Origin of the sequence: Tepiditoga spiralis (assembly GCF_014701195.1) — a bacterium.
GTDB lineage: Bacteria > Thermotogota > Thermotogae > Petrotogales > Petrotogaceae > Tepiditoga > Tepiditoga spiralis.
This window is the reverse complement of the sequence record NZ_AP018712.1, coordinates 523,840-550,552: the sequence shown is the minus strand read 5'-3', so window position 1 is coordinate 550,552 and position 26,713 is coordinate 523,840. Positions and strand designations below refer to the sequence as shown.

The following is a 26,713-nucleotide window of genomic DNA, read 5'->3' as shown; positions in this document are numbered from 1 at the left end:
AAATATGTAAACAGTAAATTAAAAATCAGAAAAGTTACGAAAATGAGAGGTAGCATAAAAAATTTTGTGTAAACGGCTCTTCTTGGAAGGTAAAAATAAATAAAATTAGTTATTATTTTTAAAGTATTTCCATAAGAATTATCGACTATAAAGAAATAAGCTTTAAGAGTAAATTTTAGAAGTTTTTAGTATAATTTTTTGTAATAAATAGCCTTTTGCAACTTTTTATGGTCTCTTAAAAATAACTTTAACTGATATTTTTTCCAAAATTTTTATTTAATAATAAACAAAACAGGATAATTCTTTGAATTATCCTGTTTTTAAAGTTATTTATTTTTCTTGCATGAATCCATATTCATAACTTTTAGGAGGATTAAAGTTTTCTTTTACAGATCGCATAGATGTCCATCTCAATAAGTTCATGGCACTTCCTGCTTTATCATTTGTTCCAGAGGCTCTTGCTCCACCAAATGGTTGCTGACCAACTACTGCTCCTGTTGGTTTATCATTTATATAGAAGTTTCCAGCTGCGTTTACTAACTTTTCATTGGCAAGTAATATTGCATTTCTATCTTTTGCAAAAACGGCTCCTGTTAATCCATATATTGATGTTTTATCACATAGTTCTAGTGTTTCTTCATATTTTTCATCTGAATAAACGTATATTGTTAATACAGGGCCAAATATTTCTTCTTCCATAGTTTTAAAATGAGGGTTTGTTGTTTTTATTATTGTTGGCCTTATAAAGTATCCCTTTGTATCATCTGATTTTCCTCCTGCAATAATTTCTGCATCACTGCTATCTTTTGCATGTTTTATATAAGAGTTTATTTTATCAAATGATGCCTTATCAATTACTGCATTTATAAAATTAGTAAAGTCTTCAGGATTTCCCATTTTTAAATTATCAGTTTTTTCTATTAATTCATCTTTTATTTCATTCCACATACTTTCTGGAATGTATGCTCTTGAGAGTGCTGAACATTTTTGTCCTTGATATTCAAAGGAACCTCTTATTAAAGCTGTAAGAACTTCATTTTTTTCCGCAGATTTGTGAACAACCATAAAGTCTTTTCCACCAGTTTCTCCAACTATTCTTGGATATGCTTTATAATTAGAAATATTTTCTCCTACGGTTCTCCACATATATTGGAATGTTCCCGTTGAACCTGTAAAGTGAATTCCTGCAAGATCAGGATGTTTTAATACTACTTCTCCAACTATTGAACCTGAAACAGGTAAAAAGTTAATTACACCTTCAGGAACGCCTGCTTCTATTAATAATTTCATTGTAAAGTATGCTGAATATAACTGTGTTCTTGCGGGTTTCCAAAGAACTGTATTTCCCATAATTGCTGGTGCCGTTGGTAGGTTTCCTCCTATTGATGAAAAGTTAAAAGGAGTTACTGCAAAAACAAAGCCTTCAAGTGGTCTATATTCTACTCTATTCCATATTCCTTTTGGTGATATTGGTTGATCTTTATATAGTTGTGTTAAATAATAAGAATTAAAGTTAAAAAAGTCTATTAATTCGCATGCTGAATCTATTTCTGCTTGAAAAACATTTTTACTTTGGCACATCATTGTTGCAGCATTTAATGTACTTCTCCATGTTGTTGATAGTAGTTCTGCTGCTCTTCTAAAGATAGAAACTCTATCTTGCCATGTGTACTTATCCCAAATCTTTTTAGCATTCATAGCACTTTCTATTGCCATTTTAACTTCTTCTTCACCAAGCATGTGAACAGTTGCTATTTTATGAGTTAAATCGTGTGGCATGAATATATCTTTTGTATTTCCGGTTTTTATTTCTTTTCCGCCTATTATTGCAGGAATTTCTATTACTTTGTTTTCAAGTTCTTTTAACTTTTCTTTTAATTCTTTTTTTTCTTTACTACCTGGTAAGTATCCTAAGATTGGTTCATTTTTTGGCATTTCATACAAATTAATTGAATTCATTTTATCCCTCCTGTTTTTTAAACTACTGATGGTTCTTCTATAATTTCTTTTCTTTTAAATCTTCCTATATCAAGAGTTACATCCCATTGTAATTTTTCTTTTAATATTATATTTGACATTAAAATTCCAACTGCTGGTGATAACATAAATCCATGTCCACTGAATCCTATTGCCATATAAAAGCCTTCTATTTCTTCTGATTCACAGACTATTGGCTGTTTGTCTGGAGAAATATTATAGTATCCTGACCATTGTCTAACTATTCTAAGATTTTTTGTTGGCGGTAATAGTGTTGAAATCTTTTTTGTCATCCTTTCTAAAAATTGCCATGAAACATCTTTTACTTTTTCAATTGGACTCATTCCCATGATAAAAGATCCATGTGGTGTTTGCTGACAATAAAAATTATGTGAAAATGACATAACCATAGGATTTAAAATTGGTTTTACAGGTTCTGTTGCAAGTATTTCATGAACTTCAGAATAAACTGGCAAATCAATTCCAACCATACTTCCTATTTCTTTAGACCAAGAGCCTGCTGCATTTACAACACGTGTTGTTTCTATAAATCCTTTATTTGTTTCTACACCAATTATTTTACTTTCTTTTTTCTTTATTCCAAGTGCTTCTGCTTTTATAAACTTAACTCCAAGTCGTTTTGCTGCGTCAGCATATGCTTGATTTACAAGAAAAGGATTTGCATGTCCATCAGTTGGACAAAATGCTCCACCTATAATATTTTCTGTATTGAGCATTGGTACAATTTCTTTTGCTTCTTCTGGTGTTACTAATGTTGAAGGAATGTTATGCTCGTGTTGAATTTCTATATTTTTTTTGAATTGTTTTAATTCTTTTTCTGAATATGCTAACAGTAAATAACCTTTTTGTTTTAATTCGATATCTCTTTTTGTTTGTAGAATTTCATTCATATTTTCAAATATTTTTATGCTCTCTGTTGATAAAATACAATTTTGATGCGTTCCCCATTGTTGTCTAATTCCAGCTCCACATCTTCCAGTTGCACCATATGATAAGTACTTTCTTTCAAGTACAATAATATCTTTAATGCCTTTTTTAGCTAAGTTATAAGCTATTGAACATCCAGTTACTCCTCCTCCTATTATTACTACATATGCTTTATTCATCATTAATCACTTCTTTAAAAGTTATTCCACCAAATGGGGGTCTTAGTTTTTGAGTCATTACTTCTTCCATTGATTTTCCAGTCATTTTTACGATTTCTCTTGCTATTATTGGACCACAGGTTTTTCCTTGACATGGTCCCATACCGGCTCTCAATACTCTTTTTATTTCTTCTAAAGTTGTAAAACCTTCTTTTATTGCATCTCTAATTTCTTTCATAGTTATATCTTCGCATCTACAAACTATTATATTATCATCATTCATGAAATCGCCACCTTTATGTTTCGTGCTTCCATGTGAAATTCTTTTGGAATTTCAACTGTGATTACAGTTGTATGATCTTGTTTTTTTCCATCTAAAACCCTTATAATCTTACCTTTACATATTTTTTCGCCTTTTCTATTTAAAACATCAACTGTATCGTTTGGTTCTGGTTTCGGTAAAAATTCATATGGTAAGCTTATTGTTGATGTATTTTTTGTATAATTTTTATTGACTACAAAAATTGCAAGTCCTGGACAAGAACTTATACAAATACCACATCCAACACATTTATCATAATCTACGTATGGAATATCATTTATATCTTTAAAAGGTATTACAGCTCCATATGGACAACTATGAACACATGGATTACAAGGTATCTTTTGAAAACATTCAAATATGGCTGCAGGGCCTTTATTTAATCTTTCTTCAGATGGAAGCTTTTCATTTATAATTTCTTTTGAAGCTACACCCGTTTTTTTTAAAATATTTATTTCTATTTTAGTATTATTTTGATGTTCTACTTTAACATCAAAATTCATTTTTAAAAGCCCTTTTCTTATTTTTTCTCCTGTTGGTCCTGCTCTTAGACTATTTAAACTTTCTTTTTTTTCTTTTATTTTTTTATTTAATGCATTATTTTTTGTTATTGAAAATACTGCATTTAAACCCGCTATTTCTCCTTCAAGCATAGCTGCTGTTGCTTCTTCTATTCCATCAACATCTCCAGCAACATATATATTTGGATTTGTAGTTTGCATATTTTCATTTCTCAAAGGTATATTTCCTCCAAGTTCTCCAATATACTTTGTTTTACAACCAGCCTGACTAAATAAATCTATCATTGGACTCAATCCAACAGAAATACATATGACATCACATTCTATTTTTTTCTCTGAATTTTTTACTTCATTCCAATTTTTATCGAGTTCATATATTATTGCTCCTTCTACTTTATTTTTTCCAAGAGCTTTTTTTATTGTATGACCTGTTAGAATTGGTATTCCCATTCTTCTTAATTTTGATGCATGAACCATATAACCACCAATATTTTGAGAAGCTTCTATTACTCCAACAACATCTACACCAGCTTGAGCAAGTTGATAAGAAACTATTAGACCAATATTTCCTGAACCAATCATTAATACTTTTTTTCCAGGTAATATTCCATAAAGATTCATTAAAGTTTGCACTGCACCAGCACCAAAAATACCAGGTAAATGATTATTTTCAAATGCAAGAAATTTTTCAAATGCACCTGTTGCCATAATAATTTTTTTGGGATTTATTTTTTTCATATGTTCTTCATGAAGAACAGTGACTATTCCATCTTCATAAACACCCATTGCAGTAGCTTCAAGCATAACTTTTATATTTTTTAGATCTCTTATTTTTTGATTTAATTCATTAGATATGTCAAAACCTCTTGTTCCTGCATGTTCTTCTTTAGAACCAAAAAATCTATGCGTTTGTTTTACTAATTGACCTCCTAAGATATCTTTTTCTTCTATAAGAGTTACATCAAGATTATTTTCACCAGCAGAAATTGCTGCAGAAATTCCAGCGGGACCTCCACCAATGATTAAAACATCAGTATCAATCATTATAGACTCCCCCTTGGATGTTGTTTTTCAACAATCATTCCTTCTTTAATTTTAGTTACACAAATTCTTGTATTTGGTACTCCATCTACTTTCATTAAACAAGAAGAACAGTGTCCAATAGCACAAAATAAACCTCTTGGTGTATGTGAATGTGCTCCTTCTCCATACTCCCAAATACCTAATGCGTGTAAAGACGCTGCAATTGTTTCACCTTCATATCCATAAACTTCTTTACCTTCAAATAAAAAGTTCACCCGATTTTCTTTTTTAAATTTTAAAATTGGATGTTGTTGTATTCTCAAGGCCATCCCCCCGATACACATATATTATTTGTAAACCTTACTAAATAAATTTAATCATATCTTAATAATTTTTACAAACAATTAAACTTAAGTTTTTTAATAAATAAACAATAATATTGCTATTTAGTTTAAAAAATCTCTTTTATTTTAAAATTATAATACATTTATATTTAGAAAAAAATTTTTATAATTAAAAAATTACAAACAAAAATATTATAAAAACAAATATAAAATAAAATAGTTTTTTAATTTTAAATACAATATAATAAAAAAAAAGAATTTAAAAATTAACATAAATATTATTTATTTGACATATAAAATATTTTTATGTTATAATCATTTTGTATTACTTAATATAATTAATGTTGAAGGAGGGAAAAAAATGAAGATAAAAACTAAAGTTTTTTTATTAGTGAGTGTATTAATACTTTTACAGCTTATTTTCTTTGTGATGTCTAACAATTTTTTCTCTACCGTTTTAAAAAATGAGGATAAATTAACCTCTGTTTATATGAAAAACTTAAAAAATATAGGTAATTATTCTACAGTATTTATGGAAAGTAGAAAACTTATAGCGGAATACTTGGCTTTTAATGATATTGCTTTAAAAACAAATGCTGAAGAAAAAATGAAAAAATTAATAGAAGATATATCAAGATTAAATATAGAAAATAAAGATGAAACTTTAAAGAAAGAAGCAATAAATAAAATAAATACATATTTATCTCTTTTAAAAACATATAAATCTGTTGAAGAAATAAAAAATAATGTAAAAAATTTTAAAAAAGTTGGCAATGATGCAATTTCAGCATTTAGTAAACTTCAAATAGCAATAGAAAAGTCAGTAGATGACTTTGGTAATAAAAATGAAAATATTATTAAAAATTCTAAAAAAATAGGAATTTATATTATTATAATATCTTTTTTTATTGGAATTACTATATCTTGGATTTTAATAAGATCTCTTGCAAATACTTTAATTATATTAATGAATTATGCTAAGCATTTATCAGAAAGAAATTACAATGTAAAAATTCCAAAAACAAAAGATAAGAGTGAACTTGGTCAATTAATAAATATTTTTAAAACAATGCATAATCAATTAGTAAAAGATATGAAAAATATAAAAGAAGAAAGTATAAATTTAAAAAATTCAATGAAAGATATAAATGAAACTTTAGAATCAACAGCAGAAGCAACTCAAGAAACAACTACTGCAACTGCAGAAATATCTACTGAAATAGAGAGTATAACTGCAGCAATACAAGAAACAACAGCTTCAATTGAAGAAATCTCATCAGCAACCAAGTTAATTGCAGATGAAGCTACAGAAGCTGCGCAATTTGGTCATGATTCAACAGAGGAAGCAGAAGAAGCTGGTAATACAGTTAAAAAATCTATAGATAAAATGGTTGAAATAACTGAAGTTACAAAAGAAATAGAAACTGTTGTTAAAGAATTTAATGATAGTTCAGCTAAAATAAGTAACTTTGTAGAAACTGTAGCAAGTATAGCAGAACAAACAAATCTTTTATCATTGAATGCAGCTATAGAAGCAGCAAGAGCAGGAGAAGCAGGAAAAGGATTTGCAGTTGTTGCAGAAGAAGTTAGAGTTTTAGCTGAAGAAAGTAGAAAAGCTGCAGATGAAATTAAAATAGTTGTTGAAGGAATAATTAAAGTATCGAATGAAGCAATGAATGTTTCAAATTTAGTAAATAAAAAAGTTGAAGAAGGATCTGATTTATCAAATGAAGCTGGTAAAAATTTAAAAAAGATTCTTAAATCTGTTAAAGATATAACGGCAAAGTTAGAGAGTATTGCAGCAGCTGTTCAAGAACAAACCGCTTCAGTCGATGAAATAGCTAATGCAATGACTGAACTTTCAGATAATTCTGTTAAAGTAAATGGATCGGTTCAAGAAATAACTGCTGCAACTGAAGAACATACTGCAAATATAGAAACAATAACTTCTGAAACTACTAAAACATTAGAGCTTTCTGATAGATTAGCAGCTATTGTAAAGCAATTTAAATTAAATTAATAATTTATATTTAAAACTAAGCACAATGTGCTTAGTTTTAAATATTATATAACCTTAAAATATGTTATAATTTATTTGAGGTGAAATAATATGAATTTTAAAATAAAAAGAGGTATTAGATTTTCTATTTTTCAAATAGTAATAATGTCACTACTTTCTGTAGCTCTTATTCTTTTTTTCTTATCTAATATATTAACAAGAAATTTAATTGAAAAAAACTACAATCAAAAAAAAGATTTGGCAATTTCAAGTATAATGGAAATATTTGGAATTTCTACAAAAGGTTCTAAGAGTTCAGAAAATAAGTATAATTTAGCTATAAATAGCATTTTTGATAATATAAATAATTTGTATGAAAAAAATTATACTATTCAATCGCAAGATTTGGAAAAAGGAAAGTATATTTTTGACGATTTAAAAAATGTTTTTGAAAAATTGAAACTTCCAATTCCAAAAATAGAATACATATTATTTGATGATAAGAAAAATGTTTTATATCATTCCGAAATGAATAGTGATAAATACATAGATTTAAAAAACAATTTATTAAAGTTAATAAATAATAATACTAATTCAAAAAGGATAACTGATACATTAGATAGTACTGATAGTAAGTATTCTTTTTTAAATTTAGATAAATATATCTTTGGATTAGAAGTAAAACTTGGAAATGATGAGTTTTTTTTAAAAAATACTCAAAAATTTACTGATCTTTTAACAAAGCAATATGATGTAATAGAAAGTATAAAAGTATATAAGTTTGATGATTTTTTTAATTATGATTTAGAATTAAATGATAATCAAATAAGTTCTTTAAAAAACAATGAACAAATAATACTTAAAAATGATTTTAAAGAAACTTATTTTTTACCAATTGAAAATGACTTAATAATAAAAGTTGATTTTAATAAAAAAATAATATATAAAGATATGATACCAATATATTTTTCATTTGTAATTGCAATTTTTGTATCTTTAATAATAGGATTAATTGTTGCACATAGAGTTTCGAATCCTTTAATTAAATCAATTGAAAGTATTTCAAAGTCTATAAAAAAGTATACTGAAGAAAAAGATTTAACTGCTATTGCTGAAATAAAATTAAATAAAAAATCACCATATGAATTAATTAATCTTTCAAAAGGTTTTACTGAAATGACTCAAGAAATATCTGCATACACAGAAGAATTACAAGCAATGAATGAAGCTCTTGAAAATAGTTATAATGAAATAGAAAAAAAGAACAAAAAATTAAAAGAAGAAAACTATTATTTTTCAAAGCAATTGTCTAAAATAGCTGAAAGTTATGATGATGATACTGGAAATCATATAGATAGAGTTGCCTCTCTTTCTGAATTTATAGCAAAAAAATTAAATTTAAATGATGATTTTATTAAAGATATAAAGTACTTTGCCCCGCTTCATGATATTGGAAAAATATTAACTCCAATAGAAATTTTAAGAAAACCTGGAAAGCTAACTAATGATGAGTTTGAAATAATAAAAAAACATCCAATTGATGGTGGAAAGTTAATTGGTGATGGAGAGGAATATAAAGTAGCAAGAAATATTGCAATGTATCATCATGAAAAATACAATGGAAAAGGATATCCATTTGGAAAGATTGGAGATCAAATACCAATAGAGGCTCAAATAGTATCTTTTGCAGATGTTTATGATGCTTTACGTTCTGAAAGACCATATAAAAAAGCTTTTTCACATGAAGAAGTTTGTAATATCCTTGTAAATGGAGACAATAGAACAAAACCAACGGATTTTAATCCATTAATTTTAGAAGTTTTTAAAAGGTATCATAATGAAATAGATAAATTATATAATAGCTTAAAATAAAAAAACAAACTCAAAAATTTTGAGTTTGTTTTTTTATTTTATATTATTTATTCAATGCTTCTTTTGCAAGTGCAACATAAGCGTTAAATGCTTCAATATCACTTACTGCTAATTCAGCAAGCATTTTTCTATTTATATTTGCATTAGCAAGTTTTAAACCATGAATTAATTCATTGTATTTCATATCTTGAAGTCTTGCAGCTGCATTAATTCTTGTGATCCACAATCTTCTAAAATCACCTTTTTTATCTTTTCTTCCTGCGTAAGCCTTTACACCTGATCTATAAAATTGCTGTTTTGCAAGCACATATCTTCTACTTAATGCTCCACGGTATCCTTTAGCTTTTTTCAAATAAAATTTTTTCTTTTTTCTTGCAGTAACGGCTCTTTTTACTCTCATTTATTATCTCTCCTTCCTATTTTTTATTTAAGCGCGACCCATAGCTCTTTCTGTTTGTTTTAACAATGTTTTAGTTAATTCTGTTTGTTTTTGTAATCTTCTCATTTTTGTATTTGATTTAAATCCTGAATTGTGTCCTGTGTGGCTTCTTCTGTATCTTACAATTTTACCAGAACCAGTTACTTTATATCTTTTTTTCATAGCACTCTTTGTTTTAACTTTTATTTTAGCCATTGTTAATCCTCCTTTTTAGGTTTTTCTTCTAATGGTTCAAGATATATATCCATATCTCTTCCAGCAACTTTTATGTTTCTACTTACTTTAGCTATATCAGCTGTTTCTTTTATTATTCTTTCAATTAAATCTTTTCCTCTATCTTTAAACATAATATCTCTTCCAAGAAACATTATTACTGCTCTAACTTTGTTTCCTGCATTTATAAAAGTTCTGATTCTATTTACTTTTGTCATGAAATCGTGTTCATCAATTCTAAGTCTAAACTTCATTTCTTTAACTAATTGCTTTTTTTGTTTTTTCTTAGTTTCTTTTTCCTTCTTTTCTTTTTCATATTTGAACTTTCCGTAATCCATTATTTTAGCAACTGGTGGTCTTGCATTTGGTGAAACAAGTACAAGATCAAGATTTGCTTCATTAGCGAGTCTTAATGCTTCTCTTGTTGAAACTACTCCTTTTTTTTCGCCTTTATCATCTATTAAAAGTACCTCTCTTGCTCTAATTGAATCATTCCTAATAGCACCGTCTTTGGCTATTGGTATCACCATCCTTATATTAATTAAAAACGGGTGGCATTATGCCACCCGTTTTCTATGTAAATAATTTTATTTTTATTAAAAAACCTCTGACGGCTCATTTGCCCGGGGTGGGAAGAACTTTGGGTGACTTCCGCTTTTAAAAGTATTATGGTGGGCCATGCAGGATTCGAACCTGCGGCCTACTGATTAAGAGTCAGCCGCTCTACCAGCTGAGCTAATAGCCCACAACGTGAATATTATACAATAATTGAATCTTTTTGTCAAGAAAAAGGATGTTTCTTTTAAGTTAATTTATTATTTGGTAGAGGCGGTTTTTTTAGAATCATTTATATAGTAACCTGATCCTTTAAATGAAATGCCAACCTTTCCTATTATTCTTTTTGCAGGTGCTCCACATTTTTCACATTTTATATTTGGTGTTTCATTCATAGAGTGCATTACCGTAAAATCATGACCACATTCTGTACATTCGTATCTGTATATTGGCATTTGCATCCCTCCTTTACAACGAATTTTATCACTAATATTTTTATTCAATGTTAAATAATTGTCAAAATTATTTGTCTACAGATTTTTTAGCCATAAACCACATATACAAGTCTAACTTGCCAATAGGTTCTTCAAATTTTTTTGAAATTGGTCTTAATTTTTCTTCTATTTCAATATACTTTTTCTTTGACCAACCAGATTTTGGTAATTCATTTAAAAGACCTGCTTTTATCATCAATCTCATTATGTGTTTGTCTAAAATAGCAAGGTTAGAAATACCACAATTTCTTAAAAAATGACTAGATTCTTTCCAACTTATACCTTTAATATTTTTAACAATATATTCTCTTGCTTCAAAAGGATCTTTTTTTATTAAAGCTTTTAAATTTCCAATTATCCATCTGTTGCTGACAATATATTTAGCTCGTGCTTTTGGAAATCTGTGGCCAACACTTTTTAAGGCTTCAATTAATTTTTCTTCAGATAAATTTATAAAGCCATTTCCAATTTCTTTTTGAGCACGTATTCCACCTTTAGCACTCCAGTTTGCAGTTAAAACACAAAAGGATAATTCAGAAAATAAATCTTCTTCACTTCCATTTTTTCCAAGATTTTCAAATTCTTTAAATCTATTTTCCACTAAAGTATTACATTCTGGTTTTATGTTAAACAATTCTTTTACTAAATCCATTTTTTATTTTCCTTTTCTCATTATAAAAAAGAAGCCAATTGCCATATAAACAATAAAACAACCTAAAAATGTTATTGTTTCTGGTCTACTTATACTTTCAAGACTCATTAAAATTGTATTATCTCCAATTTTTAAAGAAGAGTATTTTTCAAGCAAAAATAATGTATAAAAACTCATCATTAAAGATCCAAAGATTACAGAAAGAGCTGCTATCATTTTTTCAAAGTCTTTGGAGATAATAAAGGCTACTATAAGACCTATAATTACAAGTCCCATCCAAGGGATATAAGAGCTATCAAATGGTAATTTTGTTAAAAATTCTGGATTTGATGAGACTAAGAAATTTCCAAGTGCAAATCCAAGTAAACCACCCATTGTAAAACCACTTATTATTATTGCTACTTTAACTAAACTATAAAAGATAATACCAAATATAATACTAACGATTAAAAAGATCATAAATTTATAATCTGTATACTTTTCTAATAAATTTTTTATTTGTTCTAACTTCATTGCGTAAGGTATTAAAATAGTATATGACATATACATACCAATTAAAAATATTGATATTTTTGATGATAGTTTTGAAAAAAATACAAAAAATGCTGCTATTGGAAACAAAACATACCATGAAGATATTAAAACATCATAATAATTTGAAATAAACTTAGTAACCTGATTCAACTCTTCCATAAATATTCCCCCTTATTCTTTAGAAACCTTTAAAAATCCTGTTGAAGCTAATGTTAGTACACTCATTATTATTATTAAGTTTGAGTGTGTAAACATTCCTGCAAGATACGGACCTAAGAAATTTCCACTTATTCTCAATGAAGAATAAACAGTCATACCAGTTTCTTCAAAACCCTTTGATAGCTTAGATGCATATTCACTACTCATAGTTAATGAAAGACCCAATAAGAACCCTGTTATCATTGTGAATAAAAGATATACAAATACAAAGTTTATGAATATATATGCAATAAACAACATAACAGAAGCTATCATTGGAATCCAGTATTTAACCCCTTTTATTTTGTGTTTCAACATGTTTCCAAGCATTATAAATGTTCCAAATATTGAAACAAGAAATTTTCCAACTATTGGAGAGTTAAAAGAATTTTCTCCAAATCCTGGTAATACAGCTTGATTACTAACTATGGTAGATAAGATTACAATTCCAAAAAAAGTAGCTAAAAATATCTTTGGAGAAAATTTTCCTTTTTTAGTTTCAACAGTATCTATTTTTATGTTTTTAATAATGTTATATCCAAGTATTGCATATAGCGAAACAATAATAATTACTAAAAGAAGAACATATTTTGGATTAAAAACAAAACCTGTTCCTATAATTAAAGGTCCCATTATAGATCCAAAACTTGCCATAAATTCTATTGCTCCATAGTACTTTGCTTTTAAATTACCTTCAATTGATGATTTTGAAACACCAGCAAGTGCTATAGAAAAAAATACTGCATCAAATATCCCCTGCATGCCTCTAAAAATTATACCTAATATAGGATTTGATAGAAATATTGTAATCAATATTAAAGATAAAATCCATCCTAATAAGGCTACACCAAATGTTTTCTTTTCACCAAGAGTTTTTAATATAGGTCCCCATAAAGATCCAAAAATCATAGTTATTAATGGGGTTATTGCTATAAAAGTACTTGTGTAAAAAGAATTTCCATACATTTGTTGTAATTGAGGCCCAGATGAAAGTATACCAACCTGAAAAAAAACACTTAAAAATGGTAAAATAATAAGAAATTTTAAACTTTTAGTTTCATTCACTTACTTATCTCCTTCCTCTTATATATGTTTCCGGTTTCAAGATCGATAAGTTCTAATATCATAGTGTTATTATTTATAGTGATTTTTCCAACACTATTTGGGGTATTTTCTTTTGGAAGAGCTGTTGAACCAGGATTAAAAATTATTAAGTTATTTCTTTTTTCTATCTTTGAAATATGCGTGTGTCCGTGTATTAAAATATCACAGTTATTTTTATTTGCAAGTTCAATAGCTTCTTCTATTGTTGGGGTAAAACCATGGGTCATTAAAATTTTAAAATTTTCATAACTTTCCATTGAATATGGTTTTACTTCTGGAAGATCTAAAACATAATTATCTATTTGTGCATCACAGTTACCAGTAACATAAGAGTATTTTAATTTTTTTAATTCTTTTGCCAATTCTTTTGGATTATATCCATCGGGTAATGGATTCCTTGGTCCATGATATAAAAAATCACCTAAATGAATGTATCTATCTACTTTGTTTAAAACTTTTAAAGCTTTATTAAAATAAGATAAAGATCCATGTGTGTCGCTCATTATTCCAAGTATCATTTTTATTCCTCCAGTTATTAAAAAATAATCTTTTATTATATATTTTATCACACAAATATAACAAAAAGTGGTATAATTTATAGTGATATTATTAATTTTGGGAGGATGAAAAATGGAGGGGATCGAGCTTAAAGTATCGGAGGATTTTATTAATGGTGTGTTTAAAAACATTATAAAAACAACAAATATCAAGGAAATTAAAAATTTAAACATAGAACTTGTAAAAGATGGACTGATTTTTAAAAGTGAATTTGATGTTTTTGGAAAAAGTGTGAATTTTAAATCTAATGTAAAAATATTAGAGACTCCAAACAGTTTAGCATCAGGGAGTTTAAGATTTGTTTTTGGTGGAGATGAGAGTTTAAAAAAAATATTAGAAGGATTATTTTTAATAGTAACAGAAGTTACTAATTCTATTTCATCCAATGATGATGAAATAACAATAAATTTTAATAATTTGAAATTAGATGAATCAATTAAAGGTACTCTTAAAAATCTAAAATTTTATGAGTTTAAGCTAGATAATAAAAATTTAAATTTAAATATTTTATATGATTAGGAGTTGATATAATGAAAGATGCTTACTTTAAAATAGACTCCAAAACACTAAAAAAAATAATTTCAGAAACATTAAAAAACAAATCTCCATTTTTAAAACTTTTATTTAATTCAACAACAAAATTAATTTTTGAAAATGATACAATAAAGATAAATGCTTTAATGTTTAAGTATTACATAAAGATAAAAGAAAAACCTTATTATTTAAATGGTACTTATATGTTTGAACACAATTTACCTCTTGATAAGATAAATACAAAATCTTTGCCTCAAAATATAAAAATAACTTCAAGCATGATGGCTGTTTATGTTCCAGAAAATCTTATAACCAAAAATATAGTATTAAAAAATTTAACTTTTGACGATGATAAAATAATTGTTGAATTAACAACATAAAGGAGGATAATATGTTAAAAAGTGATATTAAAAAACTTGAGAAATTAGCAAATATTGAATTAACAGAAGAAGAGGAAAAGGTTATTGAAAAAGATTTATCAAACCTACTTGAATACATGTCTCAATTAGATGAAATAAATGTAGATAATGTTGAAGAGATGTATTCACCAATTTCAAATGAACTTAAAACAGTAGTTCATAAAGATGATCCTGTATTATTTGAAAATACAGAAAAAATAAAAAATGAATTTCCAGAAATAAAAAATGATCTATTAAAAATACCAAGTATACATGGCTAATGGAAAAGTATATGAAGATATAGCTTGTACTTATTTAAAAAAGAATAAGTATAAAATATTAAAAAGAAACTTTAAAATTAAATTTGGAGAAATTGACATCATCTGTAAAAAAGATGATGTTCTTATTTTTGTTGAAGTAAAAGGAGGTACAGATAAATTATCTGATCCAGCTTATAGAGCTAATAGAAAAAAATTATTAAAAATTTCTCAAGTTGCTCAAATTTTTATACAAAATTCTAATATAGAGTTTTCAGAAACAAGAATTGATGTTATATCTGTAAATTATGATGGTAAGATTAATCATTATAAATCTCAAAGATTTTAAATAAAAAAATGGTTGAGTTAAAACTCAACCATTTTTTTATTATTTTTTAGAATTTTGTTTTTGGTGCAACTGAAATATCAAGTGAAATAACATAATCGTCACCAGGTCCAAAATTATTTGGAACATTTATATCAGCAAGTATAGCAAATTCTGGTCCATAAGTTCCATTATTTCTATTACCTATAAGATTTGAAACTTTTGCAATATTATTTTGATTACTAAGTGTATAACCAGCAAGAGGATCAGCATCTACTATTGATTTTGTAAACTTAACTACACTATTATTTATAGAATTATATGTTTTTAATTTTAAATTTCTAATTTTATCGTTCATATTTGTTTTTCCTGCTGGTGCGTAATTTGATGTTGCTCCTACTGTTATATCAACATTACCATTTGAATAAAGTGCAATTCCACCAAGAAGAACATCATTAACTATACCAGGCTTTGTTATTAAAATACCATCTGTTAAAGGATTTCCTTGAAGGTCTTTTGCTCCACGAACTGTTCTAAATGTTTCTCTTGAAACAAATGTTGCTGAAATCCATTGATAAACCATAACATCTACAGTTTTATTATTTAAATTAACATTACCATTTACAGCATGTGTATAAGCAGGATCATTTAAACCATGCCAATATGGATAAGCACCAAAACTCATAACTAACATCATTAATACTGCCACTAAACCAATAATTTTTTTCATAAAAACTCCTCCTTTATTCAACTTATATTTTCATTAAAATTTTATCTTTATTATGTTAATGAAAAAACATAAAATTTAAATGATTATTAAATAAAAGTAAAACTTAAGTTAATGAGATATTCTTTGTTTACTGTTTTTTAACTAAAAGTCTGTTTCAAAACCAACTAATTCTTCAATAGTATTATTTGTATAAGAAACTCTAAAATAAATTGAAAAGTTTTTATCTTTTTTTAAACTATTTATTTCTAACATTGGATAAATGTTTAAACTGCTTTTATCAAGAAAATAAATAATTCCACCACCAGCAAAAACATTTAAATAATTTGTAGAAAACAAATTAAAGCCTAAACTCAAATTAAAATTAGTTTCATATTTTTTATATATTTCATTAAATTCATCTGTAATATTTTGAATATTATAAGAGTTTATAAAAGAAATAAAACTTTTAGTTTCATTGTATATATTAAAAAAACGATATTTAAATTCAAAACCAAAATTTTCCAAACCACATGAATTAATACCAATAGAAAATCCTAGAGGTTTTATAAAATAAAAGTCTTCATAAGCAAGATCTCCTGATTTTGGAATAGAGTTTTTATCTTTTAATGAAATAATTTTTGTTTTTGATTCTTTTAGCATGGGGAGTACAACTCTAACTTGACCAATTGTTTTGTATTTATCTATAATTCTATATATACTAAATGGTAGAACTCCGTAGTTCAAACCACTATTTATAAAAACTTCGTTGTTTATAACTTTATTTACAGTTGTTCTTATTGGAAAAATAGTCATAATATTATAAGACATATCTTTTGAAATATTGTATACAATAGAATTTATTGCAGTGCTTTCAATATCACTTTCTATTCCTCCATAAAAATTTGTTGGTTTTGATAAGTACAAATCTTTATTTATTGAATTTGTTTTTTCACCTAAAAGTGTTGCGGTTTTTAAATCTATTATTCTATAAGTATAATTTAATATTATGTCTTCTTTTAAGTCAACATTTCCAATTTTAGTATAAAAATTTTTTATATTTAGATATTTAGGTTTTCTATCCCAAGGAGTTTTTATGGTTTTAACATAAATTCCTGTTGCAGATGGAGTATAAGTTATTTTATCTTTATTTTTAACTTCGTTGTAGTATGTACCTACATCCAGTTTATAATTATTACTATATTCACCGTATACATTATTTAAAAAATTATATTCATTATATGTTGAATATTTTTCTTTTTTATACATATTAACCTGTAAGAGAATTATGTATTCAACATTCTTAAAATTTGAAGCAACTTTATTTGTGTTTTTTGTTATCATATCTAGTTTTTTTTCTTCAAATAATTTATCTAAATTATTTCTATCTAAAACTGCATATCTTCCATCATTTTCAAAATTTGTTCTTATATAGTCATAAAGCTTATTTTCTATACTTTCATAACCATTTTTAGATATGTATAAAGCTATTTTAGGTTTTTCATTATAGAATTTTTTAAAATTAAAGTTTATTTTATTTAAGCTAGACTTTATTAATGTTTCTTTGTTTGATGATGATGTGTTTAAGGATCCAGAAGACACGACAAAGCTAGTTTTAAAGTCAACAAGTTCATATATACCATTTAAAGAGTATTTATATGTTTTTATAGTTTTAAGTTCTTTTTTGTAATAACCAGAGAATTCAATAAACTTATCTTCTTCATTTTTTGCCCAAAGATAGTTATCTAAATATATATACTTTCCATTTTTACTTAAAAAATAGTTTTTACCATCATAATCGTATCTTTTTTTACTTGTTATTGGAACATAAATATTTTTAAAATAAACATAAGTTCCAGAATTATCATTTCTTATAAATAAAACATTTTTAGTTATTTTTTCTTCTTTTTTTATATTGTTTATTTTTATATAAATTCCATAATCAGCTATATTAGGATTTTTAAAAATATTAAATGTGAGTTTAGAGTTGTAGGATATTTGCCTTTTAACAAAAGTAAAATTACCAAACTTATTTTCAAGAATTTTTGATATTTCATCAAAGTTTATATTTGTTTCTCTGTTTATTTCAATAAATTCAGCTATTGTTTTAGAATATGTAAGTATAGAAAAAATTAAAAACATTAAAAGTATTATTTTTTTCACACTAATCCTCCTAGAAAAATATTTTAGCTCCGTAATTAAAGTCATTTGAATAATCAATAAATAGACCAAAATGATTTAAAATATCTAATTCAATTCCACCAAATATATTTAAACTATTGATACCACTTCTCAAATAGAAATTTAAATTTTTATTTTTGTATAAAGAAAAACCACATTCAATTTGTTTTATATTGAATTTAAAATTAAAGTTTGCAATACAATAAGCTGTTGTTGTTCCATATATATCATAGTTTCTTAAACCAATACCAAAGGTTGGTTCAAATTCATAAGAAAGTTGAAAAATAAAAGGACTTATAAAAGGAAGAGAAAAAGCTTCTTTTACTGGCATATTATATTTAAAGTTCATTCCATAATCTATATTTATTATTTTAGTTTCTGATGTATTTGCGTTTACATTTTCAACCTTTAAATAAGCTTTTTTTCCATTATTTTCAGCTTTAAATATATATCCTTTTAAAATACCTTCATCTTCACCAACAGATAAATAAACATTTGTTTTGTCAATATCTATAACATTTGCTTTTATGGGAAAAATATATTTTAAGCTATTACTTATAGCATAACCAACTTCATTATTGTTATAAACAGCTATTTTAGGATTTTGTTTTTTAAAAAAACTCTTATATAAACTTGAATATCCATAGTTTTCTGTTGTAATAGTTTTTGCATTTTTTATAGTTTTGCTATAAAGAATTTTATTATCATTAGTGTTTGTTAAAGTGACAGAAATATCATAAGATAGTTTTGTTTTTTTTACTTTATGTGGAAAAAAAGAATAAAAATTAGAAGCAACATAGAACTTTTCATTTGTTGCTTTTACATACTTACCATATTCGTCTTGTATATAACTATTTGTTTTAACATCATATTTGTAATAATTTCCAACAATTACTTTTATATAAACTCCATTTTTATTAATAAAATTACCACTATTATTGTTTAATATATAGTTAAATGAAGTTTCTTGATTTGAAAGGCTATAATTAAAAACTTTTATGCTTAAATTTAAATCAGATGATTTTATTAAGTTATTATCTTTATCATTGTTAAAAATACTAGAAAGAATTAATTCTGTTGATATTTCTTTTTTGTTTACCTCTCCTAAAACAATGAATCTATTTGAAGAGGTTACAAAAGCTCTTATATCATTTATTACTGAATTAAATAAATCTTTTGGAATATCACCATAAACATGCATGTTTAGCGTATATCTTGAAAAAGAAAGTAATGAAATTAGCATAAAAAAGATAAATAAAAATTTTTTCAAAAAAATCCCTCCGTAAATTTTTATAATTTTATATTTTCATATTTATCTGTTTCAGATTCTAGTAATTTTTTTTCTGCTTTTTCTAAAAGTGTTTCTATAGTATCTTCTTCTGTAATTATACTTCCACCAAATAAAAATTCTAACTTAGTTTCATCAATTTCAATATTTTTAAGATTAGAATTAAATCTATTTGCTATTTCTAAAACTTGCGTATTATTTACAAATCTAAGTATCAATATAAAAGTATTTCCTTCCCAAAATCCAAAAAAATCAGATGATCTTGTAATTGAAGAAATCTTTTTAGCAACTTGTTTTAAAGCTTTTTCTGAAAAAACTTTACCATTTTTTTCTACTAAAGAGTTAAAATTTTTAATTTTTAAGAATAATACAGAAAAATCTAATTTATATCTTTTGTAATCATCATATAACTCTCTTAATTTTTTGTTTATATATTTTTTATTTGGTATTCCGGTTAAATCATCTATAAAAGCATCTCTTTTTAATTTTTCATATTCTTCTTTTAATCTTTCTTCTTCAGATATATCTATAAAAACTTCAAATGCGCCAATAATTTGATTTTCTTCATTTTTTAATGGATAAACTTGAACTTCTATAGGAATTCTTTCTTTGTTTTTTATTTGAATGTAAAGTTTTTCTATTCTTTCTCTTCCATCAGCAATTGTTTTCATAGAAGGTGTTTCAAGAGTATTTAAAAAATTTCCATTTTTATCAGAATACTTTAGAAGTTCTTCTTTAAATTTATTTCCAACTATTTCATCCTTTGTTATACCTGTTATCTTTTCTGCACCTTTATTCCAATAAACTATTTCTTTTTTCCAATCTAGTATATATATTCCAAGTTCCATGCTCTTTATAATATTTTCAAATATTTTATAGTTTATTTGCATTATTTTCACTCCTATTTGTTTTTTAATAAATAATTATATATTATTTTTATTTCATCTGAATTTTCTTCAAATATTCTTAAAATTTTTGGATTAAAATCTGATGGATTAGTTCTTTCATCTCCTTCAAATATTATTTTCATTGCTTCTTCATGTTTCATTTCTTTTTTATAAGGTCTTTTTGATCTTAAAGCATCATAAACATCGACTACGGAAACTATAGCAGCTTCAATTGGTATTTCTTCTCCTTGTATACCAAATGGATAGCCATTACCATTGTATTTTTCATGATGATAAAGAGCTATATTTAATGCAGTTTGAAAATATTTATTTTTTCCTAGAAGTCTTCTTGCATAAACTGTATGTTTTTTCATAATTTCCCATTCATCTTTTGTTAAAGGTCCTTTTTTTCCTAATATGTCATTTGGAATAAATATTTTTCCAACATCGTGAAGTGGTGCAAAATTTTTAATTTCAAATATTAAATCATTGCTTAAGTTTAATTTTTGTGCAATAAATTCAGATAAAACACCAACTCTATTTATGTGATTCCCTGTTATATCATCGTGTGCTTCTGCAATCATGGCAAGTCTATTTGCAAAGTTTGTGTAAGAGCTTCTGAATTCTTGATTTTGTGATTTTACTTTTAATAAGGTTTCAATGAATCCTCTTAAAGCTCGTGAAATTTCTAAAAAGTCTTTTTCAAAGTCACCTTTTATTTTATCTATGGTGATTATAAAATTAGTTTTTCCTTCAATAACAAAAGGTATTATAATAGAATATTCTGTTTCAAGTATGTATCCATTTATTTTGTCTTTATTTTCTTGAGGAGTATTTTCTTTTATCATTCTTTTTATATTTTTTAATTTGGTTATTTCTAATCGATTAAAAAAATTTTTTAATTTTAAATCTTTAAAATTATTAATTTCATGACCAAAAGCACTTAAAAAATATAAACAATCATTATCTAATTTAAATGCAATACCATAATTTCCATCTAATATTTTAATTGATACATTTAAAAGTTCAGAAATAAATACTGAATCGTTTAAATTAATATACTGTGGAATTTTAGAGTTTATTTCTAATAATTTTTTAAATTTTTCTTTTTCTTTTTCAGAAAATTCATATAAATCTTCTAATTCAGATTGATTAGCAGTTAATTCTTCATTATAAGCTTGAAGTTCTTCATAGGCAGCTTCTACTTCTTCTTTTTGTTTTAAAGCATCTTTAGTTTTTTTATTTATTATTTTTTTCATAAAGTAAACTGTTATTATAAGAATTATTATTACAGAAAGAATAAATCCAAAGATATAATAAATCCAAATTGGTATTTTATTTGAAACAGTTGATTCTATATACTTATTTATTATTTTATAATAAAAAGAATCATTTTTATTTTTTAATTCAAATAAATATTTATCTAATATAGGAATTATTTTCTTGTTTATTGGTGCATCTTTTTTAAATAAAAAATATAAGTTAATTGGGTTAAAAATCATAGCTGTAGCATTTACATTATATTTTTTTTGACTCATTACTCCATATAATCTTGAAACTACACCAAAGTTAATTTCTTTTTTTTCAAGAGCTTTAAAAATATCTTCATAAGTATCATATTCAACAAAATTACATTTAACTTCAAAATTTTTAAGTATATTTTTGATTCCTACAGGTCCATCATAATAAATGTCAGTTTTCATAACTCCAACTTTTTTATTTTGCATAGAAAAATAATTTAAATCTTTATCAGATAAGTTTGTATAAACAGTAGCCCAGTCATTCATTACAAAAACTTTATTATATTCATAGAATTTTTTTCTTTCTTCTGTAATTCCATATGCAAATGATAAATCTATTTTTCCATCTAAAAGTCTTTTCATTTGTATATTTTGAGGAAGTAAAGTATATTCTATGTTCCATCCTTCTTTTTTTGCAATATAATTTAGTATTTCTGAAAAAATACCAACTATTTTTCCATCATTTTCTTCAAATGAAACTGGTATATTTGAATATGTTCCAGCCCTTATCTTTAATGAGAAGCTATTTATTAAAATTAATAAAAATATTAGTATGAAAAATTTTTTCATTTTATCATCTCCGAGTTTAATTAATATAATTTATTTACTATAATATATATTATAACATAAAAATATAATGAATATAATGTTAAAATTTCAAACAGAATCAACGTGAGTTCTCATTGAGAACTCACGTTGATTAATACCTTTCTTCTATAATTTTTATTAATGTATTGTCTAAATTTTCAAAGGCCTTATTTATTTTAACAACATTATCTATTGTTTTTTCAAGAGAACAATCAATAAATCCTTCTGAACACGCCACATGAGTTTTCTTTAAGACCATTATTGCTGCAGCGTGTGCTTCTGCAACGGCAGTTCCAACTCTAAATGCACAGCTTTCTTTGGCTCCATCACACATAATTCCTGTTGTATTTGAAAGCATAGTTTCAATTGCTTGTTCGATTTGTCCTATATTTCCTCCCATTAGCCAAGTTAAAGCTCCTGCTGCACCAGCTCCTGCAGAAAAAAATGCTCCACAAATTGGAGCTAACTTTCCAACTTTATCTTTTATATAACCAGAAATTAAATGAGCTATTACTGCTGCTTTTGCTATTTCTTTTTTTGATTTTTTTAAGTTTTTTCCTAAAATACCAACTGGAACTGTAGTTACTATTCCTTGATTTCCACTTCCACCACTACTCATAATTGGAACAAAAGCGCCATCCATTCTTGCTGCTGATGCAGCCATGGCACATTTTCTTATTTCATTCATATCACAGTCTTCAAAATTTTTTAAAAGTTCATGACCTGGTATTTCTTCTTTTATACATTTATTTGCTGCATCTAAATTCATTTCTATTCCTTTTGTTATAAAATTTAAATCATTTTCATCAAGTGTTTTTAAAGAATTTAATATTTCATCAACAATTCCATCTTTTAGTTCAAAGTATTTAATTGAATCTTCTTCTATATATTCATTTTTATATATTTCTTTTCCATCTTTTAAAACCAAACTTATAAAATCATGTTTTCCTTCACTTATTGTAATAATTTCATGGTTTTTAGTTTTTATTGTTGCCTTTGTATAAACTCCACTTTTTTCATATAAGCATTTCACAGATACTTTTTTTTCATTAACCATTTTTAAGGCTTCTTTTACTATATTTGAAGTACATCCTTTAAAAATTTCTAAACTTATGTTGTTTAATTTGCTTCCCAATGCTGCTGCAATTATATTGCCTCTTTGACCATTAGTTCCAGGAATTTTAACAGCCATTCCATTTTTGTATATACTTTTACTCGTTTCAATAAATATATTTTCTACCTTTTCATCTGTTTCTTGACATGCCCGAGCAACAGTTAAAGCAACTGAAGCGGGCTCCGTACAGCCATATGCTTCTTTTACTTCGTTTTTTATATACTCTTTTACTTTTATCATAAAAGACCTCCCTTTTCAGTGGTTTAATTATTAAACAGTTATTATTTTTTTTCTTTTATTAAAAACAAAGGAGTAAAAATTAATAATAAAGCTGAAAGAATTATTATAGCATTACCAGGTCCAAAAACATCTGCACAAAATCCAAGAATTATAGAAGATAAAGCAACAATTATAGTACTCATTTGAGATGAAGCAGATAAAATAGTAGCTAAAATGTCTTTGTTTAATGATGAACTAATATAAGCAACACCAAGTGGTTTTCTAAGATTCTCAAGCATATAAATCAATAAATAAAAAACTATAGATAAAATTCTTAAATCAATATCATAAAATAAACCAGCTACTATTCCAGAACTAAGTCCAATTATCAAAGTGATATTAAGTGGTTTCGAAAAAGATGAAAATATCTTTGCAAACTTTCCAGAAAACCTTGCTGCAAATGCAGTAAAAATAAAAATTACAAAGTAAACAACTCCTATTATTAAAGATTCTCTTTGTTCATTTTTAAATGTTAAAAACAAAGGGAGTGTGAGTGCAAATGATTTTAAAACAGGTTGTAAATAATCTTTAACTGCTTTATAGTAACCAGTATAAATAGAACTGTTTAAAACGGCTTTTAGTAATTTAATATCTTTAAATGATAATATAAAATCTTTTATTACCTTTTTAAAATTATTTTTTAATTTTTTCTCATCAAATGTTTTTAATTCACCATCTAATTCTTTAGGGTAAGTCATCATTAATAATAAATCCATTATGTATGGAATTATTGAAAATAAAAATATTAAACTATAGTTTTTACTAAAAAATACAATTGAAGCAGCTATTAATGATGAAACAGCTGATCCAAACTGTGAAGATGATCTTGTGTGTCCATAATAATCAACTTTATAGTCTTCCCATCCTTTAATTTTTAAGTATTCAAAAATCATAGCTTTGTGTGTTCCAGTTCTAAAGGCTTCTCCAAAAGAAAAAAATACCATTCCTAAGATAAAAAGCCAATAACTTTTTGATAAATAAAAAAAGATAAAGGATATTATGTAAGAAGAAAAAGAAGAGATCATTGTTCGTCTTCTTCCAATTGAGTCAGCAACTATACCTGTTGGAATTTCTAATATATTAGTTGAAATTTCTCTAATTGCATAAAGTATTCCTATTTGAAAGTAATTTAATCCTTTTTCTAAAAAAAATAGTATTAAAAATGGTTCAAAAAATCTTAAGTTTTTAAAAAAGCCATACATACAAAACTTATAGTACTGTTTATCTTTCTTAAATTTCATAATATGCACCTCAAATAATTATTTGTAGATTTTTGCCACGTTGATATTTTTACTTCATGATTATTGAGTAAAACTGAATAATTTGGTCTTTTTGCAGGTAAGTTAAAAACTTCTTTTTTTACTTTAACAATTTTTCCAGTGTATTTTATTTTATTTAATATAAATTTTGCCCATTCATATCTATTAGTTGGTGTATTAGTTATGTGATAAGTTCCAAAACTTTTTTGTTTTATAAGAAAAAATGTAACTTTGACTAAATCCAAAGTATATGTTGGTGAACTAACTTCATTGTAAGATACACGAATTTCTTCTTTTTTACTCCACTCCAAAACTTTTTTTATAAAATTTTTATTTCCGCCAAAAAGCCAAGATGTTCTTATTAAAAGATAATTTTTTGACAATTTTTTTAAATATTTTTCTCCTATCAACTTACTTTTTCCATATTCATTTATTGGGTTTGGAGTATCAAATATGTTGTATGGATTATTTTTACTTCCATCAAAGACATAATCTGTTGAAAAGTGTATAAGTTTAGCATTTATTTTATTAGATATTAAAGATAAGTTTTTTACTCCAAGAGCGTTTGTTTTATAAGCAAGCTTTGAATTTTTTTCTGCTTTATCAACATCATTGTATGATGCACAGTTTAAAATATGAGTTATATTTTTATTTTTTAATACTTCATACAAATTGGATATATTTGTTATATCTAATTTCTTATGAGGAACTGCAATATAATTTATATTAATTTTTTCAAAAAATTTTTGAAACTCAACTCCAAGTTGCCCATTTGAACCTGTTATTAATATTTTTATTTTTTTCACCTCATATATCGTATAGTATAACATATTATTACATTAATAATATTCAGAATATATTTAATATATTTTCAAATATTCATTAAAATCAGGTAATTTTTGATCTTTACTCGATAATATCAATTCACTTTTTTTAATTTTATATTTATCTAAGTTCCAATTAATATTTAAAGTTTTATCATTCCAAATTATTCCAGATTCATACTCTGGATAATAATAGTCTGTTGTTTTGTATAAAATTTCTGTTTTATCTGACAAAACAAGATATCCATGGGCAAATTCTTCTGGTATATAAAGCATATTTTTATTTTTATCTGATAATAAAACACTAAAATATTTACCAAATGTTTTTGAATTTTTTCTTAAATCAACAGAGATATCATATATTTTTCCATTAATACATCTTATTAATTTACCTTGTTTATGTTTTGTTTGAAAATGAAGTCCTCTTAAAACTCCTTTTTTACTTTGGACATGATTATCTTGTACAAAGTCTTTTTTTATTCCAATATTAAAAAAATCTTTTTTATTCCAACTTTCCATAAAAAAACCTCTATTATCTTTAAATACTTTAGGTTTTAATATATATACTCCATTTATATTTGTTTTTAAAATATCAAACATTTTATCCTCCGTGCATGATTATATATAAATTATACATTAAAA

Annotated in this window: 28 protein-coding genes and 1 tRNA gene; 6 read left to right on the top strand and 23 right to left on the bottom strand. The window is 25.4% G+C overall.

The genetic code is table 11. From position 1 onward, the window contains the following. Positions 1-330: 330 nt before the first annotated feature. The 5 genes from pruA to IGS63_RS02445 are packed head-to-tail and all read right to left on the bottom strand — an operon-like array spanning position 331 to position 5,272. A complete protein-coding gene (gene pruA / locus IGS63_RS02465; protein WP_190615460.1) occupies positions 331-1,959 on the bottom strand; it encodes an L-glutamate gamma-semialdehyde dehydrogenase in 1,629 nt (542 codons plus the stop codon). 17 nt (positions 1,960-1,976) lie between these two features. After that, positions 1,977-3,107 carry an NAD(P)/FAD-dependent oxidoreductase gene (locus tag IGS63_RS02460; protein ID WP_190615459.1) on the bottom strand — a complete coding sequence of 377 codons (1,131 nt, stop codon included), beginning with the start codon at positions 3,105-3,107 and terminating at the stop codon, positions 1,977-1,979. Then, positions 3,097-3,366, bottom strand: coding sequence for a (2Fe-2S)-binding protein (locus IGS63_RS02455; RefSeq protein ID WP_190615458.1), 270 nt, complete (start codon positions 3,364-3,366; stop codon positions 3,097-3,099). The genes IGS63_RS02460 and IGS63_RS02455 overlap by 11 nt, the downstream gene beginning before the upstream one ends. After that, entirely contained in the window at positions 3,363-4,970 is a 1,608-nt protein-coding gene (locus IGS63_RS02450) for an FAD-dependent oxidoreductase (protein WP_190615457.1), read from the bottom strand. Before IGS63_RS02450 ends, IGS63_RS02455 begins: the two co-directional genes overlap by 4 nt. After that, positions 4,970-5,272: a (2Fe-2S)-binding protein gene (locus IGS63_RS02445; RefSeq protein ID WP_190616081.1), complete on the bottom strand. Its 303-nt coding sequence runs from the start codon at positions 5,270-5,272 to the stop codon at positions 4,970-4,972. Before IGS63_RS02445 ends, IGS63_RS02450 begins: the two co-directional genes overlap by 1 nt. Before the next feature lie 382 nt (positions 5,273-5,654). Between IGS63_RS02445 and IGS63_RS02440 the strand changes: the two genes are divergently transcribed. Both IGS63_RS02440 and IGS63_RS11675 read left to right on the top strand, forming a co-directional pair. Then, positions 5,655-7,313, top strand: a complete 1,659-nt coding sequence (locus IGS63_RS02440) for a methyl-accepting chemotaxis protein (RefSeq protein ID WP_190615456.1) — start codon at positions 5,655-5,657, stop codon at positions 7,311-7,313. Positions 7,314-7,403: 90 nt separating this feature from the next. Next, positions 7,404-9,164, top strand: a complete 1,761-nt coding sequence (locus tag IGS63_RS11675) for an HD domain-containing phosphohydrolase (protein ID WP_198423069.1) — start codon at positions 7,404-7,406, stop codon at positions 9,162-9,164. A gap of 43 nt (positions 9,165-9,207) precedes the next feature. Here IGS63_RS11675 and rplT read toward each other — a convergent pair whose 3' ends face one another. The 9 genes from rplT to yfcE form a co-directional block, all read right to left on the bottom strand. Next, positions 9,208-9,564 carry a 50S ribosomal protein L20 gene (gene rplT / locus IGS63_RS02430; RefSeq protein WP_190615455.1) on the bottom strand — a complete coding sequence of 119 codons (357 nt, stop codon included), beginning with the start codon at positions 9,562-9,564 and terminating at the stop codon, positions 9,208-9,210. Positions 9,565-9,591: 27 nt separating this feature from the next. Beyond that, on the bottom strand, positions 9,592-9,798 hold the full coding sequence (locus IGS63_RS02425; RefSeq protein ID WP_190615454.1) for a large ribosomal subunit protein bL35: 207 nt from the start codon (positions 9,796-9,798) through the stop codon (positions 9,592-9,594). Positions 9,799-9,800: 2 nt separating this feature from the next. Then, on the bottom strand, positions 9,801-10,343 hold the full coding sequence (infC, locus tag IGS63_RS02420) for a translation initiation factor IF-3 (RefSeq protein WP_232521262.1): 543 nt from the start codon (positions 10,341-10,343) through the stop codon (positions 9,801-9,803). A 142-nt stretch (positions 10,344-10,485) separates the two neighbouring features. Then, positions 10,486-10,561 (bottom strand) — tRNA-Lys (locus tag IGS63_RS02415). Positions 10,562-10,631: 70 nt separating this feature from the next. After that, complete coding sequence (locus IGS63_RS02410; protein WP_190615452.1) at positions 10,632-10,826, bottom strand: FmdB family zinc ribbon protein; 195 nt, start codon at positions 10,824-10,826, stop codon at positions 10,632-10,634. A 67-nt stretch (positions 10,827-10,893) separates the two neighbouring features. Then, positions 10,894-11,517 carry an N-glycosylase/DNA lyase gene (locus IGS63_RS02405; RefSeq protein WP_190615451.1) on the bottom strand — a complete coding sequence of 208 codons (624 nt, stop codon included), beginning with the start codon at positions 11,515-11,517 and terminating at the stop codon, positions 10,894-10,896. A 3-nt stretch (positions 11,518-11,520) separates the two neighbouring features. Continuing rightward, positions 11,521-12,210, bottom strand: a complete 690-nt coding sequence (locus IGS63_RS02400; RefSeq protein ID WP_190615450.1) for a hypothetical protein — start codon at positions 12,208-12,210, stop codon at positions 11,521-11,523. A gap of 12 nt (positions 12,211-12,222) precedes the next feature. Then, the gene (locus IGS63_RS02395; RefSeq protein WP_190615449.1) at positions 12,223-13,314 is read right to left on the bottom strand and encodes an MFS transporter; all 1,092 of its coding nucleotides are present in this window, start codon (positions 13,312-13,314) and stop codon (positions 12,223-12,225) included. Then, positions 13,311-13,871, bottom strand: a complete 561-nt coding sequence (gene yfcE / locus IGS63_RS02390) for a phosphodiesterase (protein WP_190615448.1) — start codon at positions 13,869-13,871, stop codon at positions 13,311-13,313. Before yfcE ends, IGS63_RS02395 begins: the two co-directional genes overlap by 4 nt. Positions 13,872-14,028: 157 nt before the next feature. On the opposite strand from yfcE, the gene IGS63_RS02385 reads away from it, so the two are divergent. Genes IGS63_RS02385 through IGS63_RS02370 form a run of 4 tightly spaced genes read left to right on the top strand, consistent with a single transcriptional unit; the run spans position 14,029 to position 15,449 of the window. Beyond that, positions 14,029-14,430 carry a hypothetical protein gene (locus IGS63_RS02385; RefSeq protein ID WP_190615447.1) on the top strand — a complete coding sequence of 134 codons (402 nt, stop codon included), beginning with the start codon at positions 14,029-14,031 and terminating at the stop codon, positions 14,428-14,430. A gap of 11 nt (positions 14,431-14,441) precedes the next feature. Next, a complete protein-coding gene (locus tag IGS63_RS02380; protein ID WP_190615446.1) occupies positions 14,442-14,825 on the top strand; it encodes a hypothetical protein in 384 nt (127 codons plus the stop codon). 11 nt (positions 14,826-14,836) lie between these two features. After that, complete coding sequence (gene gatC / locus IGS63_RS02375; RefSeq protein ID WP_190615445.1) at positions 14,837-15,124, top strand: Asp-tRNA(Asn)/Glu-tRNA(Gln) amidotransferase subunit GatC; 288 nt, start codon at positions 14,837-14,839, stop codon at positions 15,122-15,124. Then, on the top strand, positions 15,117-15,449 hold the full coding sequence (locus tag IGS63_RS02370) for a YraN family protein (protein WP_190615444.1): 333 nt from the start codon (positions 15,117-15,119) through the stop codon (positions 15,447-15,449). The genes gatC and IGS63_RS02370 overlap by 8 nt, the downstream gene beginning before the upstream one ends. A gap of 46 nt (positions 15,450-15,495) precedes the next feature. On the opposite strand, the gene IGS63_RS02365 is transcribed toward IGS63_RS02370, so the two are convergent. The 9 genes from IGS63_RS02365 to rfbC all read right to left on the bottom strand — a co-directional run bounded on the left by IGS63_RS02365 (position 15,496) and on the right by rfbC (position 26,671). Next, entirely contained in the window at positions 15,496-16,155 is a 660-nt protein-coding gene (locus IGS63_RS02365; protein WP_190615443.1) for a hypothetical protein, read from the bottom strand. A 141-nt stretch (positions 16,156-16,296) separates the two neighbouring features. Further along, the gene (locus tag IGS63_RS02360) at positions 16,297-18,294 is read right to left on the bottom strand and encodes a hypothetical protein (RefSeq protein WP_190615442.1); all 1,998 of its coding nucleotides are present in this window, start codon (positions 18,292-18,294) and stop codon (positions 16,297-16,299) included. A gap of 10 nt (positions 18,295-18,304) precedes the next feature. Beyond that, positions 18,305-19,582, bottom strand: coding sequence for a hypothetical protein (locus IGS63_RS02355; protein WP_190615441.1), 1,278 nt, complete (start codon positions 19,580-19,582; stop codon positions 18,305-18,307). Positions 19,583-19,602: 20 nt separating this feature from the next. Further along, the gene (locus IGS63_RS02350) at positions 19,603-20,490 is read right to left on the bottom strand and encodes a sensor domain-containing diguanylate cyclase (RefSeq protein WP_190615440.1); all 888 of its coding nucleotides are present in this window, start codon (positions 20,488-20,490) and stop codon (positions 19,603-19,605) included. A gap of 11 nt (positions 20,491-20,501) precedes the next feature. Then, entirely contained in the window at positions 20,502-22,577 is a 2,076-nt protein-coding gene (locus tag IGS63_RS02345; RefSeq protein WP_190615439.1) for an HD domain-containing phosphohydrolase, read from the bottom strand. 130 nt (positions 22,578-22,707) lie between these two features. Beyond that, complete coding sequence (locus tag IGS63_RS02340) at positions 22,708-23,949, bottom strand: L-serine ammonia-lyase, iron-sulfur-dependent, subunit alpha (RefSeq protein ID WP_190615438.1); 1,242 nt, start codon at positions 23,947-23,949, stop codon at positions 22,708-22,710. Between the two features lie 41 nt (positions 23,950-23,990). Continuing rightward, positions 23,991-25,229, bottom strand: coding sequence for an MFS transporter (locus IGS63_RS02335; RefSeq protein ID WP_190615437.1), 1,239 nt, complete (start codon positions 25,227-25,229; stop codon positions 23,991-23,993). Continuing rightward, positions 25,226-26,053, bottom strand: a complete 828-nt coding sequence (gene rfbD / locus IGS63_RS02330; protein ID WP_190615436.1) for a dTDP-4-dehydrorhamnose reductase — start codon at positions 26,051-26,053, stop codon at positions 25,226-25,228. The genes IGS63_RS02335 and rfbD overlap by 4 nt, the downstream gene beginning before the upstream one ends. A 54-nt stretch (positions 26,054-26,107) precedes the next feature. Continuing rightward, positions 26,108-26,671, bottom strand: a complete 564-nt coding sequence (gene rfbC / locus IGS63_RS02325; protein WP_190615435.1) for a dTDP-4-dehydrorhamnose 3,5-epimerase — start codon at positions 26,669-26,671, stop codon at positions 26,108-26,110. Positions 26,672-26,713 lie beyond the last annotated feature (42 nt).